Here is a 15,107-nt window from a genome sequence, read left to right on the forward strand (position 1 = left end):
TCCGGCTGACCTACGTGACCGATGCGCTGGGCGGGGAGACCTGGCACTACTACGACATCCAGGGCTACACCTACCGCATCATCCATCCGGACGGGTTGCAGGAGTGGTTCTTCCGCGACGACGCGAAGAACATCACGCGCCACGTGCACACCGACGGCACGACCGACGACTACACCTACGACCCAGACGGCAACCTGCAGACGCACACGCGTGCCGATGGAAGCCGCGTGCACTACGAGTACGACAGGCTGAACAGGCTCACGGGCATCCGTGACGGGGAAGGTGGTGTGTGGAAGCGCGACTACGACGCGCAGGGCCATCTCACTGAAGAGATCGATCCGCTGGGCCACAAGACCGAGTACGCCTACGACAAGGCCGGCAGGCCCGTGCGCATCACCGATGCTAAAGGCGGCGTCAAGGTGCTCGCCTATTCCCCATCCGGCCAGCTGCTGAGCTACACCGACTGCTCCGCCAAGACCAGCCGCTGGGAATACGACGATCGCGGCCGCCTGGTCAAGGCCACCGATGCCGCCGGCAACGCCACCAGCTATCGCTATGCCGCCGGCCAACTCGAAGAGATCGAACAGCCCGACAGGACGAGCGAGCATTTCGAGCACGACGCCGAAGGTCGCTTGCTCGTGCACACCGACGCGCTGGGGCGCGCCACGCGCTACAGCTACACGCGCGCCGGCCTGATCGCCGGCCGCACCGACGCCGCCGGCCGTTCGCTCAGGTACCACTGGGACCTGCTGGGCCGCCTGACCGAACTGCACAACGAGAACGGCAGCCGCTACGACTTCCGCTACGACCCGGTGGGCCGACTGCTGGAAGAAACCGGCTTCGACCGCAAGGCCACCCAGTACGTCCACGAAGAGACAACGGGCGTGCTCGCCGAAGTGATCGAGGCCGGCCACCGCACCGAGCTCGAATTCGATCCACTCGGCCGCCTGAGCGAACGACGCGCCGGCGGGCAATCCGAACGTTTCGCCTACGACCGCAACGGCCGCCTGCTCGAGGCGACCAACAGCGATGCGCGCCTGCAGTGGTTCTACGACCCGGCCGGCAACCTGACGCGCGAGCACCATCACTACCTGGAGCGCAAGCGCACGGCAGTCTGGCAGCACCGCTACGACGAACTCAACCATCGCGTCGCCACCGTACGGCCCGACGGGCATGTCACCCAGTGGCTGACATACGGCTCCGGCCATGTGCATGGCCTGATGATCGACGGCCAGGACATCCTCGGCTTCGAGCGTGACGACCTGCACCGGGAGATCGCACGCGAGCAAGGCAACGGACTGAGCCAGCGGCAGAAATACGACCCGGCGGGCCGGCTGCTCGAACAGCACATCTCCCGCACCAGGCCAGGCGCCATCGAATCGACCACCGGTATCCAGCGCCGCTACACCTACGACAAGGCTGGCCAGTTGGTGACCATCGGCGACAGCCGCCGAGGCAGCCTGAACTACCGCTACGACCCGGTGGGCCGCCTGCTCGAAGCCAACAGCCGCCTCGGGCGCGAGACCTTCGCTTTCGACCCCGCAGGCAACATCGTCGATCCGCCCCCGGCCAACGAGCCGCTGAGGCACCCGGCCGGCAAGCTGCTGGACAACCTGCTGAAGAACTACGCCGGCACCAGCTACCGCTACGACGAGCGCGGCAACATGACCGAGCGCGTACGCAACGGCTGGCGAACCGTCTTCGCATGGGACGGCTTCAACCGCATGACCGCGGCGACCGACCACAGCGGCATAACCACCACCTTCAGTTATGACGCGCTGGGGCGTCGTCTTTCCAAGAGTTCGGGCGACACCACGACGCTGTTCGGCTGGGACGGCGACGTGCTCGCATTCGAGAGCACGCAGAGCAGCTCAGCGATCGAGGAGGGCGGCGAGCACGGCTGGAGCGTGCACTACATCCACGAGCCGAACTCGTTCGTGCCGCTGATGCAGGTGCGCCGTGCGAGCGCGATGGCGCTGAGCGAGACGACGGATGCGAAGGCGTTGATGGAGGCCAATGGAGGCGCCTACGACATCGAGCAGGATCCGCTGTGGAATGGCGAGCAGAGGCAGGTGCCGCGGGCGTTTGACAGAAGGGAGATGGCGTTCTATCAGTGCGATCACCTGGGCACGCCGCAGGAATTGACGGACCACGAAGGCAGTGTTGCCTGGTCGGCGCAGTACAAGGCGTGGGGAGAGGCGCGGGAGGCGATCAGCGAGGCGGGGAGACGGGCGGGGTTTAGGAATCCGATTCGGTTTCAGGGGCAGTACTGGGATGAAGAGACGGGGTTGCACTACAACCGGTATCGGTATTACGACCCGCAGGTAGGGCGGTTTATCAGTTCTGACCCAATAAAACTCCTGGGTGGATTAAATGTTTTTGCGTATGCAAAAAATTCAACTGCTTTCATTGATCCACTCGGATTGGCAACAACGGCGCCACCTACGATCACTGCATCTGAAATTACAGACAAGACCAGATCCGAAATAAGAGCGTTGGCTGCTTCTAAGGGATTAATTGCGACTGGGCAGCCGGATTCTGCAGGATTACCTCGTAAATGGAAATGTCCATGTACCGGCAATCAAAGATTGCGCTTGGATCGCGGGCACATTGATCAGCAAACAGGATTGCCTTACAACGACCCGAAGGCTGCTGTGGATCACGTACACGGGTATCAGCCGGATGGTTTGACAAAAATTGTGTCGCCTGTGGATGGGAATGCGCATTTTCCAACGAAAGGACCATGAAAAATGAGTGAACTATTAAAGCGATACACGTCAGCTGATGGTTGTGTTGACGCTTGGATTGAGCAGGAGTCGTCGATTCATCTGAAATCTGTTTCTAAATTTGGGGATCCAGTTGAGTTGACTGCCAAGGAGGCTCGAATATTGGCGGAAAATTTAAATAAATTGGCGGAATTGTTGGATGCGATGGACGAGTAGCACTACATCCACGAGGCGAACTCGTTCGTGCCGCTGGTGCAGGTGTTAGCGGTGCGAGCGCGATGGCGCTGAGTGAAACCACCGACGCCAAGGCGTTGATGGAAGCCAGCGGAAGCGCCTACGACATCGAACTGGATCCGCTATGGAACGGCAAGCAGGGGCATGTGCCTCAGGCGTTCCACAGGAAGGAGATGGTGTTCTACCAGTGCGATCACCTGGGTACGCCGCAGGAGCTGACGGACCATGAGGGAAGCGTTGCGTGGTCGGCGCAGTACAAGGCGTGGAGAGAGGCGCGGGAGGCGATCAGCGAGGCTGGGAGAAGGGCGGGGTTTAGGAATCCGATTCGGTTTCAGGGGCAGTACTGGGATGAAGAGACCGGGCTGCACTACAACCGGTATAGATACTACGACCCGCACGCGGGGCGGTTCGTCTCAAAGTATCCGCTTCGAATTCTCGGTGGTGAAAATTTCTACGAGTACGCACCGAGTCCGACATATTGGATCGACCCCTTTGGGCTAGCGCGAAAAGGAGGGCAGCGGGCGAATGGGGATAGCACTCCACCGAAAAAACCAGAGCCGGAAAAAACGACCCAAACGCAGGAGACGACGCAATGTCCGTTAATAACGCAAGTGCGGCACTATACAAATCGAAAAGGGTCGACTGGAATTCAACTTGCCGGTAAAGTCATTGCAAGTGACAACAATCGTGTCTATGCCGAACCTGCAAGTGCGAAGCCACTAAGCCAACGCGATGCCGAAGATAAGTATCAGATCGGACAGGGCAGAGGTCGGGACTATGTTGAATTTGACGTGCCAGTGTCAAGGATTGAATGGGTAGAGAATCCCAGATATCACAGGCAAGAGTTGACCATTAAAGGTGATGTTCCAGCATGCAATCTCAAAGTCTTTAGGAGGGCTTAAATGATGAAGGATAATAAGGAATTGAAATATGATGGAGAGAAGATTTTAAATGTTTTGCGGGAAATCGAATACATGCTAATTTCGTTGCACAAAATTGGTTCCTACTATGCGCACGAACTTCCCGGTAAAAAATTGGAATACAATGCAGAAACAACCAAATTCATTGATGACGGTGATGTAACGAGGCGGCTCTCAAAAATTCGGTCTACCTTGTCCGAGGTTTTTGACGAGACGCGAGGTGAAGACGATCTGACAGACATTGAGCGTGCTTTGGAGGGGCTGCGGTTTTGGAAGCCGGGTAGTAATGGTAAGTGAGTAGCGCTGTATAGCGTGCCTAAAATTTCGACTCCCTGGTTTCTGATGGCTTTAGAGCTGTTATCGAAGTCGAACCTTGAGGAGATTATTTGATGCTCCGATGGCAGTGCCGGCAGATGAGGTTGTAGTTTGATAGTTCTTCAATTTGGGCCGTTGAGCAAGGATGAATTGGCGATTTATTTCGATAAAGAAGGTGCTGATTTGCTTTCGTCGAAGATTTCCGCATTGCTAGGCGGAAAGGGCAACGCCGAGCGTGTTGGCTGTCTTCGGTCGCTTCGAGGTGATCCAGAAGAATCGATGATTGAAATGCGATTGAATGTGCTAGATCGCCTCGAAATGAAAAATAATTTGCTTCTCTTGGATATGAGCTCAGATGCCTTGGAATATGCGTTTTATCAGCTGAGTGAATTTCTGAGAACAGGGTACTTCTTCCCCTCCGAATTCTGGAGCTTTTCAAGGGAGGGGCGAAAGTACGATACGCAGGTTTTCTTCGGCAAGCTCTCCTCTTGAAGATGAATTTTTTGGCTCCGGCTTGAGAGGGCTACTCGGAGGCTGCGCGGACCTCCTTCAGGATTGCGCGCACGTTAGACCTTACCCTGCGCGAAACCCCTCGTTCATCTGGCCGCAGCCTGAGCCACAGGCTTCCACGCCTCTACCCCCGTCGTCTCCGGGTTTCCGATAACTAAATCACCTTGATTTAGTCCCTCCACTACCCGATAGTCCCCTTGCGCCCGGACGCCCGCTTCCCACCACGCGATCCGGATCCAAAACCGCAGGCGCAAACCAACCGCCCGCTCAAGGAGACAAACCATGCACACCAGCCCCCGCTCCGTCCTCGCCCTGGCTGCACTGTCGCTCGCCGCAGCCGCTGCGTCGACCGCTGCCTTCGCCGCCGACCAGCCCGTCATCGGCCTCGTGACCAAGACCGAAACCAACCCCTTCTTCGTGAAGATGAAGGAGGGCGCCCAGGAAGAGGCCAAGAAGCAGGGCGCGAAGCTGCTGTCCGGCGCGGGCAAGGCAGACGGCGACAACGCCGGGCAGATCACGGCGATGGAGAACATGATCGCGGCCGGTGCCAAGACCATCCTCATCACGCCGAGCGATGCCAAGGCCATCGTTCCCGCGATCAAGAAGGCGCGTGACAAGGGCGTGATGGTGATCGCGCTCGACAGCCCGGCCGATCCGCCGGATGCGACCGACGCGCTCTTCGCCACCAACAACTACACCGCCGGCGTGCTGATCGGCGAGTACGCGAAGGCCGCGATGGCGGGCAAGCCGGCGAAGATCGTCGCGCTCGACCTGCTGCCGGGCCACCCGGTGGGTGCTCAGCGGCACAACGGCTTCATGAAGGGCTTCGGCCTGCAGGCCAACGACGCGAAGTCGAACGAGTTGTCGAAGGCGCCCGAGATCGTTTGCATGGCCGACAGCTACGGCGACCAGGCCAAGGCGCAGACGGTGATGGAGAACTGCCTGCAGAAGGCGCCCGACGTGAACCTGGTCTACACCATCAACGAGCCCGCCGCTGCCGGTGCGTACAACGCACTCAAGCGCGCCGGCAAGGAGAAGGGCGTGATGATCGTTTCGGTCGACGGCGGCTGCCAGGGCATCAAGGACACGGCCGCCGGCATCATCGCCGCGACCTCGCAGCAGTACCCGCTGAAGATGGCCGCGATGGGCGTGGCCGCGGGTGTCGAATACGCCAAGACGGGCAAGAAGGCTTCGGGCTATGTCGATACGGGCGTGACGCTGATCGCGGGCAAGAGCGTGGCGGGCGTCGACAGCAAGGACACCAAGACCGGTGCCGAGCTGTGCTGGGGCAAGAAGTAAGCAGCCGAGCTGACGACGAATTCCAGGGAGGCACATCTCGATGGCGAAATCCGCATCAGCCACGCACCACATCCCGTGGGGCGCCCTGGGGCCGTGGCTGGCCCTGCTGGGCGCATGCATCTTCTTCGCGACCCAGTCCGACCGCTTTCTCACGGGCGGCAATCTCTCGCTGATCCTGCAGCAGGTGATGGTGGTCGGCGTGATCGCCATCGGCCAGACGCTGGTGATCCTCACGGCGGGCATCGACCTGTCGTGCGGCATGGTGATGGCGCTGGGCGGCATCATCATGAGCAAGTTCGCCACCGAGCTCGGCCTGCCGGCGCCGGTGGCCATCCTCTGCGGCATCGGGGTGACGACGCTGTTCGGCCTTGCCAACGGCCTTCTGGTCACCCGCATCAAGCTGCCGCCGTTCATCGTGACGCTGGGCACGCTGAACATCGCCTTCGCGATCACGCAGCTTTATTCGTCGTCGCAGACCATCACCGACCTGCCCGGCGGCCTCACGGGCCTGGGCACCACCTTCACCATCGGCGGAGCCGAAGTGGCCTGGGGCTCGGTGCTGATGGTGGTGCTCTATTTCCTCGCGTGGTTCGTGCTGCGCGAGACGGCGGCGGGGCGGCACGTCTACGCGGTGGGCAACAACGCCGAGGCCACGCGCCTCGTGGGCATTCCGACCCAGCGCGTATTGCTGGGCGTGTATGTGATGGCAGGCGTGCTCTACGGCATCGCCTCGCTGCTGTCGGTGGCGCGCACCGGCGTGGGTGACCCGAACGCGGGCCAGACCGAGAACCTCGACGCCATCACGGCCGTGGTGCTCGGCGGCACCAGCCTCTTCGGCGGCCGCGGCATCGTGCTGGGGTCGCTGATCGGCGTGCTGATCGTGGGCGTGTTCCGCAACGGGCTCACGCTGATGGGCGTGTCCTCGATCTACCAGGTGCTGGTAACGGGCATCCTGGTGATCCTGGCCGTGACGGCCGACCAACTCTCGCGCAGGGGAGCCCGCTAGCATGAAGCTCACCCCCAGTCTTCGCGCACTTCGTGTCGCTTCGCCAACCCCCTTGCAGGGGGCAACGCCTGCGGCCGGGCAGAGCCCGTTCCGCGGCGTTCCCCGAGGGGGCCGCGCCAGTCTCGTCGGCCGCGGTTCGCGTGCCAGCGTGGTGGAGAACTGAAATGAACACGACTACTACGGACCGCAAGGTCGTGATGCAGGCCAAGGGCCTGGTGAAGCGCTACGGACAGGTCACCGCGCTCGCCGGCGTCGACTTCGAGCTGCGCGAGGGAGAGATCCTCGCGGTGATCGGCGACAACGGCGCGGGCAAGTCCTCGCTCATCAAGGCGCTGTCGGGCGCGATCGTGCCCGACGAGGGGCAGATCCTGCTCGACGGCAAGCCGGTCAACTTCCGCAATCCGCTGGAGGCGCGCCGCGCGGGCATCGAGACGGTCTATCAGGACCTGGCCGTGGCGCCCGCCATGACCATCTACGAGAACCTGTTCCTCGGCCGCGAGCTGCGCCGGCCCGGCTTCATGGGCAATGTGCTGCGCATGCTCGACAAGAAGAAGATGCTGCAGGAAAGCACTGCGCGAATGGCCGACCTGAAGGTCGGCATCCAGTCGATGACGCAGGCGGTCGAGACGCTCTCGGGCGGCCAGCGCCAGTGCGTGGCCGTGGCGCGCAGCGCGGCCTTCGCGCGGCACGTGGTCATCATGGACGAGCCCACCGCCGCGCTCGGCGTGAAGGAGGGCAACATGGTGCTGGAGCTGATCCGCCGTGTGCGCGACCGCGGCCTGCCCGTGGTGCTCATCAGCCACAACATGCCGCACGTGTTCGAGGTGGCCGACCGCATCCACGTCGCCCGCCTGGGCCGCCGAGCGGCCGTGCTCGACCCGAAGAAGATCAGCATGAGCGACACCGTCGCCGTCATGACCGGCGCCATGCCGCCCGACCAGCTGCCCGCGGAGGCGCATGCCTGATGCGCAAGCACCCCCAGCTGTGCGCACGCCCGACCTGCTGCGGCCCCGCGGCTCCAACCAGGTCGGCATGCGCCAGTTCAACGAGCGCACGGTACTGCAGGCGCTGCGCGTTCACGGCAGCCTTCCCAAGGCCGACCTGGCCCGGCTGACCGGGCTGAGCGCGCAGACCATCGGGCTCATCACGGCGCGGCTGGAGGAAGACGGACTCATCGTCAAGCAAAGCCGCGTGCGCGGGCGCATCGGCCAGCCCTCTGTTCCGCTGGCGCTCAACCCCGACGGCGCCTTCGCCATCGGCATCAAGGTGGGCCGGCGCGGCGCCGAGTGGCTGCTGATCGACTTCGCTGCGCAGGTGCGCGAGCGCCACGCCATCGGCTACGACTTTCCCGACGCCGACGAGCTGCTGCCCGCCATCGCGCAGCACATCCACCGCCTGCGCGACGGCCTGGGGCCGCTGGCCGCGCGCAACGTGGGCGTGGGACTGGCCGCGCCCTTCCTGCTCGGTGGCTGGCACCGCACGCTGGGGCTGTCGAAGGCGCAGTCCGACCTGTGGAACCAGATGGACCTGGCCGCCGAGGTGCGGTCGCGCATCGACCTGCCCGTGAGCTTCGCGCGCGACACGGTGGCGGCCTGCGTGGCCGAACTGGTGGGCGGGCGCGGGCACGACCTGAAGAGCTTTCTCTACATATTCGTCGACACCTTCGTGGGCGGCGGGCTGGTCATCAACTCGCACCTGCACACCGGCGCGCATGGCAATGCGGGTGCGCTGGCATCGCTGCCGATGCAGCCGCCGGGCACCCGCGGCGCTCTGCCGCCGCAGCTGGTCGCGCAGGCATCGCTGTGGGAGCTCGAACAGCGCCTGTCGGCCGAAGGCCTGGACCCCATGGCCGCCTACGACGACCGCGCGCTGCAGCCGCCTTTCGCTCAGACCACGACGGCCTGGCTGGCCAGCGCATCGCAGGCGCTGGCGCATGCCATCGTGTGCGGCACCGCCATGCTCGACCTGTCCGACGTGGTGGTGGACGGCTCCATGTCACGCCTGTTGCTGCAGGCGCTGCTCGACCAGACCCGCGACGCGCTCGACCACTGCAACTGGGAAGGTCTCTGGCAGCCGCAACTGCATGGCGGCAAGGCCGGCGCGCAGGCCTGCGCTCTGGGTGGCGCGATGCTGCCGCTGCACGCGAACTTCGCGCCGGACCACGATGTGTTCCTGAAGGCGGCCTAGCCCGCGTGCCCGCCCTGACCGGTCTTTCGCGATCGCGCGAGGCTCAGCGCCTCGGCGATCAGCGGCTTGACCCTCTCGAAGGTCTTGGCGCTCGGGTTGATCACGCTGACCCAGTACATCTTCCCGTAAAGCGGATGCGGCATCAGCGTGTCGATCGCGCTGTAGTCGGGCGCGGCCGGCTGCTCGCCGAAGAGCGCGCGGAAGGTCTCCTTGCCCACGCCGAGGTTCAGCCGGAACACGCCAGGGCGGTCCAGCTTCGAGGCATTGTCGAACTCGTTGTCCTTCGTCACGATGGTCGCGAAAGGGAACTTGTCGTCGCCGTCGTGGAAGAAGAAGGTGTTGTCGTCGGCGATCTGGAAATGGCCGCCGGCCAGCATGTCGATGAGGTATTGGGTGATCGCGTCTTCGGTCATGGGCGCGATCTTGCCCGCATTCCCATCAGGAGGTCGGCCAGCGCCGCAGCCCCAGTTCGTCGGCCAGCCGACGGTAGGCCTTGAGCTGCGCCTGCACGTAGTCGTCGAGCGCGGTGCCGGTGAGGGCGAAAGGGTAGAGCCCGTGCTGCTCGCGCAGCGCTGCATAGCCGGGTGCGGCGCCCGCCTCGCGGAACGCGGCGACCCAGGCCCGCACGGCGTGCTCGGGCACGTCGGCGCTCAGGTACAGGCCGCGCACCGTCGGCCACACGAGGTCCACCCCTTGCTCGCGCGCGGTCGGCACGCCGGTGAGCGCGCCGCCCAGGCGGTTCTCCGACAGCACAGCGAGCAGCCGCACCGGCGTGCCGCCTGCCATGGCCTGCAGCGCCTCGGCGGCGTCGCCGGGGAACGCGTCGACATGCCGGCCCTGCAGCGCGCTCAACGCGTCGCCGCCGCCTTCGAAGGAGACGAATCGCATCGCCTTGTGGTCGCGCCCGGCCGCGCGCACCAGCAGCGCGGCCTTCACCCAGTCCTGGCTGCCCACGGTGCCGCCCGCGCCGAAGGCGATGCGCGACGGGTCCTGCCGCAGCGCGGCGACCAGGTCCTGCAGGCGCCTGAAGGGCGAGTCGCGGTGCACGGCGACCACGCCGTAGTCGGTGCCCAGCGTGGCGATCCAGCGCACGGCCGAAGGCGGATGGGGCCCGAAGCGGCCCTGCGCCAGGTTGAGCAGCGAGCCGCTGGAGAACGCCACCAGCGTGCCCGGCCCGCCGAGCTTGCCGGTGGCGATGCGGTCGAAGGCCACGGCGCCGATGCCGCCCGGCAGGTAGCGCTGACCCAGCGGCGGGCGCGCCGGCCGCACGGCCTGCAGCGCGTCGCGCGCAAGGGCGCAGGTCAGCGCGAAGCCGCCGCCGGCCTTGGCGGGAATCACGCAGTCGGCAGCTTCCTCGGAAGGGTCGCTGGCGGCCATCGCACGCAGGCCGAAGGACGGCGCGAGCAGCGCACACAGCGCGCGCAATGCGTGACGTCGGTGGAGGGCAGGAGATGGCATGGCGGCGGACCTGTCAGTTGGAGGTTGGGGCCGACGAGGTGCGCGGCCACCAGATGATCGCGTGCAGCCCCGGTCCGGCCTCCCGGGCTTCGAGCCGCAGCTCGCCGCGATGCCGCTGTGCGATGGAGCGCGCGATGGCCAGCCCGAGCCCGAACCCGCCCTTGCCGGCACGTGCGCCGCGGAGGAAGCGCTGGCCCAGTGCGGCGCGTTCTTCCTCATTGAGGCCGGGGCCGTTGTCCTCGACGTTGAGGCTCCAGCCCGCTGCGTCACTGGCAGCGAAGAGCGTGATCGTTCCTTCTGCGGGGGTGTAGGCGATCGCGTTGCTCACCAGGTTGCCGAGCGCCTCGCGCATCAGCGCGCGGTCGGCCACGGCGGGGAAATCGGGCATGGCGGAGTGGATGCCCAGATCGATGCCCAGGTCGATGCGCTTTGCGCGCGCCAGAGGCAGCAGGTCGACGGCCACTTCGCGCAGCAGCGCCTCCAGGTCGAACTCGGCCGGTTCCACCGACACGGTGTCGCTGCGGCCCAGGGCCAGCAGCTGCTGGGCGCTGCGCGTGGCGCAGGCGATCTCGGCGCCGAGCGCATCGAGCGCGGCGCGCACCTGCGCAGGGTCTTCCTCGCGCCGCGCGTAGTCGGCCTGCATCTGCAGCGTGGTGAGGTGGGTGCGCAGCTGGTGCGAGGCGTCGTCGAGGAACTGCCGTTGCTGCGAGACCAGCTCCTGCGTGCGCGACATCTGCTGGTTGACTGCCGCCACCAGCGGCCGCACCTCGGCGGGCAGGTCGGTCTCGGCGATGCGCGTGAGGTCGTCGCTGGTGCGCGCGCCCACCTCGCGCGCCAGCCGCGAGAGCGGCCGCAGCGCCGCCGCGAGCGCGATGGCGGTGCCGCACAGCAGCATCGCCAGCACCAGCCCGTCGCGCAACGCCGCGCTGCGCACGAATCGCGCGCTGAATTCCTGCCGCGAGCGCGTGCTCTCGCCGACCTGGATCAGCACGCTGCGCCCGGTGCTGCCGGCCGGCGTGCGGTCGAGGTCGCGGCGGTAGGCCGCGAGCCGAACGGCCTCGCCGAAGTAGGTGGCGTCGTAGAAGGCCGGCACGCCCATCGCGAGCTCGGCGGGCGGAGCGGGCAGGTCTGCGCTGCCGAGCTCGACCAGCCCGTCGGAAGTCGAGACGCGGAAGAACACCTGCCCGCTCGCCGTGAGCTCGAAGAACTCGAACATCGTGTACGGCAGTTCGACGGAGAGCCCGCCCGAGGCGGTCGAGATGTTGGCATCGATGGACTTGAGCGCGCCGAGCAGCGAGCGGTCGTAGGCGGCGTTGGCGGCTGCCAGCGCGTCGTGCCGGGTCATCCACAGCTCGATGCAGGTCACGACGAGCAGGGCGGGGAAGAGCAGCAGCGCCAGCCGCTGCCAGAGGCTCGCGCGCCGCAGACGGGCCGTGAAGTTCAGCGGCATGCCCACGACGCGAGAAATCCAGGCGTTCTCTTCGCGAAACACCGTGGAGCTGGCTCCGCCGGGCCGCAGATGCCGCCCCCGGCGCAGGGGGAGGAGAAGCGACACGAAGTGGGCGAAGCCCGGGGCAGTGTCCTCATCTAGTCAGCTTCCAGCACATAGCCCAGCCCGCGCAGCGTGACGATGCGCACGCCGCTGCCGTCCAGCCGCTTGCGCAGCCGGTAGACGAAGACTTCCACTGCCTCGGGGTGCACTTCCTCGTCGTCGGAGAACACTCGCTCCAGGATCTGCTGCTTCGACAGCGGCTCGCCGCTGCGCTGCACAAGCACGCGCAGCACCGCCAGCTCGCGCGGCGAGAGCGCCAGCGCCTCGCCGTTGAGCGTGAAGTGCCGTCGCGCCCCGTCGTACACCAGCGCGCCGCAGGCCTGGCGCGGATGCTCCACGCCGCGCGCGCGGCGCACCAGCGCATGCAGCCTCGCCTCGAGTTCGGCGAGTGCGAAGGGCTTGGCGAGGAAGTCGTCCGCGCCCGCGTTGAGCGAGGCCACGCGCTCGTTCACCGAGTCGCGCGCAGTGAGGATCAGCGCCGGCAGCCGCTGGTCGCGCTCGCGCAGCCGCTGCAGCACCGTGTGCCCGTCGAGCCCGGGCAGGCCGAGGTCGAGCACCAGCGCGTCGTGGTCGCGCTGCTGCAAGGCACGGTCGGCCAGCCGCCCGTCGTCCACCCATTCGACCTGGATGCCCGCGTGCTCAAGCGCCTTGCACAGCCAAGTGCCCAGGGTGTGTTCGTCTTCGGCAAGAAGGATGCGCATCGACCGATCCTATTAGGGCCGGATATTTTCGCGAAACACCGCGGAACCGGCTTTGCCGGGCCGCAGGTGTTGCCCCCTGCAAGGGGGTTGGCGCAGCGACACGAAGTGCGCGAAGCCTGGGGGTGAGTCCGAGGCCACCGCGGAACCGGCTTTGCCGGGCCGCAGGTGTTGCCCCCTGCAAGGGGGTGGGCGCAGCGACACGAAGTGCGCGGAGCCTGGGGGTTTGCCAATCAGTCCGGCTTGATGTTTGCCCTTGCGATGACCTTCTGCCAGCGTGCCTGCTCGGACGCGATGAACTGCGCGAACTGCTCCGGCGTGCCGCCGACGGCTTCGGCCGCGTCGTTGGTCAGCCGCTGCATCGAGTCGGGCGACTTCACCGCCTTCATCGTCTCGGCCGAGAGCTTGGCGAGCTGCGGCGGCGTGATGTTGGCCGGCGCGAGCATGCCGTACCACTGCGTCATCTCGAAGCCGGGGAAGCCCTGCTCGGCCACGGTCGGCACGTCGGGCAGTTGCGGCAGGCGCTTGGCCGAGCCGGTCGCGATGCAGCGCACCTTGCCTGCCTTGATGAACTGCAGCACCGCCGCAGCGCCGATGGCCGATGCGTCGAGCCGGCCGGAGAGCAGGTCGGTCACCATCGGGCCGGTGCCGCGGTAGGGCACGTGCAGCATGAAGACGTCGGCCGTCATCTTCAGGTATTCGAATGCCAGGTGGCCTGCGCTGCCGTTGCCCGCCGAGCCGTAGCTGAGCTTGCCCGGCTTCGACTTGGCGTAGGCGATGAACTCCTTGAGGTTCTTCGCCGGCACGTCGGGGTGCACCACGTAGAGGCTGGGCACCTTGGCCAGCAGGCTCACCGGCTTGAAGTCCTTGTTCGCGTCGTAGGGCAGCTTGGCGAAGATGTACGGGTTGACCGCCAGCGTGCCGATGTGGCCCAGGATGATCGTGTGCTGGTCGGTCGCGCGCGCCACCTCGCCCATCGCGATGTTGCCGGCCGCGCCCGGCTTGTTGTCGACGAACACGCTCTGGCCGATGGTGCGCGAGAGTTCCGCTGCGGTCGAGCGCGCGACGATCTCCGAGCTGCCGCCCGGCGCGAAGGGCACGACGAAGCGGATCGACTTGCTGGGCCAGGCGTCTTCGGCGAAGGCCATCGAGGGCAGCAGGCCGCCGAAGGCTGCCGCGCCGCCGGCCTGGAGCAGGCCGCGGCGGCTCAGGCGGGCGTCATGGGGGAAGAGGGGGGCGGACATGTTGCTTGTGTCTCCAGCGCTTTTTGGATTGAAAGCGCGCATCGTGCCCGGGGGATGCTGTCGGAAAGCTGTCAGTCCGGACGGCCACCCGGGTCAGATCAGGTTGCGCATCGCCTGCGCCGTCTCCCGCAGCACCGGCAGCACCCGAGTCACCGCATCCTCCGAGCTCTCGTGCCCCATCGGCATGGTGATGTTCAGCGCTCCCACCAGCGTGCCGTGCCGGTCGCGCAGCGGCACCGCGATGCCGCGCGAGTTCAGGTCGAGCTGCTGTTCGGAAAGGGCCCAGCCTTGCGCCCGGATGCGCGCGAGTTCGAGCTTCATGCGCTCCATGCTCGCGATGGTGTGCGAGGTGAAGACGGTGAGCTTGCGCGTGGTGAGCCACTCGTCGAGCTCGGCGTCGCTGCGCAGGGCCAGCATCAGCATGCCGGAGGCGGTGACCTGTGCCGGCACGCGCGCGCCGAGCACGTAGCCGGTGCTCATGCTGCGGTTGGGGCCGTTGCGGGCGATGTAGACCACCTCGTCGCCGTCCATCACGCTGAGGTAGGCGATCTCGTTGGTGCCGGCGGCCACCCGTTGCAGGAAGGGCTGCACCACGCGCGGCAGGCGGGCCGACTCCAGGTACGACTGGCCCAGGCGCAGCACGCGCGGCGTGAGCCAGAACAGCTTGCCGTCGCTGGCGACATAGCCCATGTGCTGCAGGGTCAGCAGGTAGCGCCGCGCGGCGGTGCGGGTCATGTTCGTGCGCTGGCCGGCCTGGCTGGCGGTGAGGCGCGGGTTGGCGTCGTCGAAGGCCTCGATGATGCTCACGCCGCGCTCCAAGCCGGCGATCCAGTCGCGCTTGTCCAGGCCTGGTGGCGGCGCCGGGTTGTGGTTGCTGTCCTTGCTCATGGGCGGAAGTGTGATCTGGCGAGAAGGGTTCGAGTTTGCAATTGGTGCAGGTGAAAACCCTCGAAGTGAT

15 protein-coding genes are annotated in these 15,107 nt (G+C 65.8%); 9 read left to right on the forward strand and 6 right to left on the reverse strand.

Annotated features, from left to right (window positions below):
- The 9 genes from G369_RS35225 to G369_RS0100030 form a co-directional block, all read left to right on the forward strand.
- The coding region (locus tag G369_RS35225; RefSeq protein WP_019651911.1) for an RHS repeat-associated core domain-containing protein at positions 1–2,747 on the forward strand (2,747 nt) is incomplete at its 5' end.
- Positions 2,748–2,750: 3 nt separating this feature from the next.
- Positions 2,751–2,942, forward strand: a complete 192-nt coding sequence (locus tag G369_RS37400; protein ID WP_080647781.1) for a hypothetical protein — start codon at positions 2,751–2,753, stop codon at positions 2,940–2,942.
- A gap of 62 nt (positions 2,943–3,004) precedes the next feature.
- Positions 3,005–3,862 carry an RHS repeat-associated core domain-containing protein gene (locus tag G369_RS39780; protein ID WP_157773605.1) on the forward strand — a complete coding sequence of 286 codons (858 nt, stop codon included), beginning with the start codon at positions 3,005–3,007 and terminating at the stop codon, positions 3,860–3,862.
- Complete coding sequence (locus tag G369_RS37410) at positions 3,863–4,177, forward strand: hypothetical protein (protein ID WP_080647782.1); 315 nt, start codon at positions 3,863–3,865, stop codon at positions 4,175–4,177.
- A 153-nt stretch (positions 4,178–4,330) separates the two neighbouring features.
- Positions 4,331–4,687, forward strand: a complete 357-nt coding sequence (locus G369_RS38380; protein WP_132798449.1) for a hypothetical protein — start codon at positions 4,331–4,333, stop codon at positions 4,685–4,687.
- Positions 4,688–4,987: 300 nt separating this feature from the next.
- Positions 4,988–6,004, forward strand: a complete 1,017-nt coding sequence (locus G369_RS0100015; protein ID WP_019651913.1) for a sugar ABC transporter substrate-binding protein — start codon at positions 4,988–4,990, stop codon at positions 6,002–6,004.
- Between the two features lie 40 nt (positions 6,005–6,044).
- Positions 6,045–7,010: an ABC transporter permease gene (locus G369_RS0100020; protein WP_019651914.1), complete on the forward strand. Its 966-nt coding sequence runs from the start codon at positions 6,045–6,047 to the stop codon at positions 7,008–7,010.
- 164 nt (positions 7,011–7,174) lie between these two features.
- Complete coding sequence (locus G369_RS0100025) at positions 7,175–7,975, forward strand: ATP-binding cassette domain-containing protein (protein ID WP_019651915.1); 801 nt, start codon at positions 7,175–7,177, stop codon at positions 7,973–7,975.
- Positions 7,968–9,197 (forward strand): ROK family transcriptional regulator, encoded by a 1,230-nt coding sequence (locus G369_RS0100030; protein ID WP_019651916.1) that lies wholly within the window; start codon positions 7,968–7,970, stop codon positions 9,195–9,197. Before G369_RS0100025 ends, G369_RS0100030 begins: the two co-directional genes overlap by 8 nt.
- On the opposite strand, the gene G369_RS0100035 is transcribed toward G369_RS0100030, so the two are convergent.
- The 6 genes from G369_RS0100035 to G369_RS0100060 all read right to left on the reverse strand — a co-directional run bounded on the left by G369_RS0100035 (position 9,194) and on the right by G369_RS0100060 (position 15,037).
- Positions 9,194–9,610: a DUF6194 family protein gene (locus G369_RS0100035; protein WP_019651917.1), complete on the reverse strand. Its 417-nt coding sequence runs from the start codon at positions 9,608–9,610 to the stop codon at positions 9,194–9,196. The two genes, G369_RS0100030 and G369_RS0100035, sit on opposite strands and share 4 nt — an antisense overlap.
- A gap of 25 nt (positions 9,611–9,635) precedes the next feature.
- Positions 9,636–10,655 carry a tripartite tricarboxylate transporter substrate binding protein gene (locus G369_RS0100040; protein WP_026346094.1) on the reverse strand — a complete coding sequence of 340 codons (1,020 nt, stop codon included), beginning with the start codon at positions 10,653–10,655 and terminating at the stop codon, positions 9,636–9,638.
- 13 nt (positions 10,656–10,668) lie between these two features.
- The gene (locus G369_RS0100045) at positions 10,669–12,105 is read right to left on the reverse strand and encodes a sensor histidine kinase (protein WP_038113861.1); all 1,437 of its coding nucleotides are present in this window, start codon (positions 12,103–12,105) and stop codon (positions 10,669–10,671) included.
- 137 nt (positions 12,106–12,242) lie between these two features.
- Entirely contained in the window at positions 12,243–12,908 is a 666-nt protein-coding gene (locus G369_RS0100050; protein ID WP_019651920.1) for a response regulator, read from the reverse strand.
- A 230-nt stretch (positions 12,909–13,138) separates the two neighbouring features.
- Positions 13,139–14,149: a Bug family tripartite tricarboxylate transporter substrate binding protein gene (locus G369_RS0100055; RefSeq protein ID WP_019651921.1), complete on the reverse strand. Its 1,011-nt coding sequence runs from the start codon at positions 14,147–14,149 to the stop codon at positions 13,139–13,141.
- A gap of 93 nt (positions 14,150–14,242) precedes the next feature.
- The gene (locus G369_RS0100060; RefSeq protein WP_019651922.1) at positions 14,243–15,037 is read right to left on the reverse strand and encodes an IclR family transcriptional regulator domain-containing protein; all 795 of its coding nucleotides are present in this window, start codon (positions 15,035–15,037) and stop codon (positions 14,243–14,245) included.
- Between the last annotated feature and the right edge of the window lie 70 nt (positions 15,038–15,107).

This window comes from Variovorax atrisoli 110B, assembly GCF_000382045.1.
Classification (GTDB): Bacteria; Pseudomonadota; Gammaproteobacteria; order Burkholderiales; family Burkholderiaceae_C; genus Variovorax; species Variovorax atrisoli.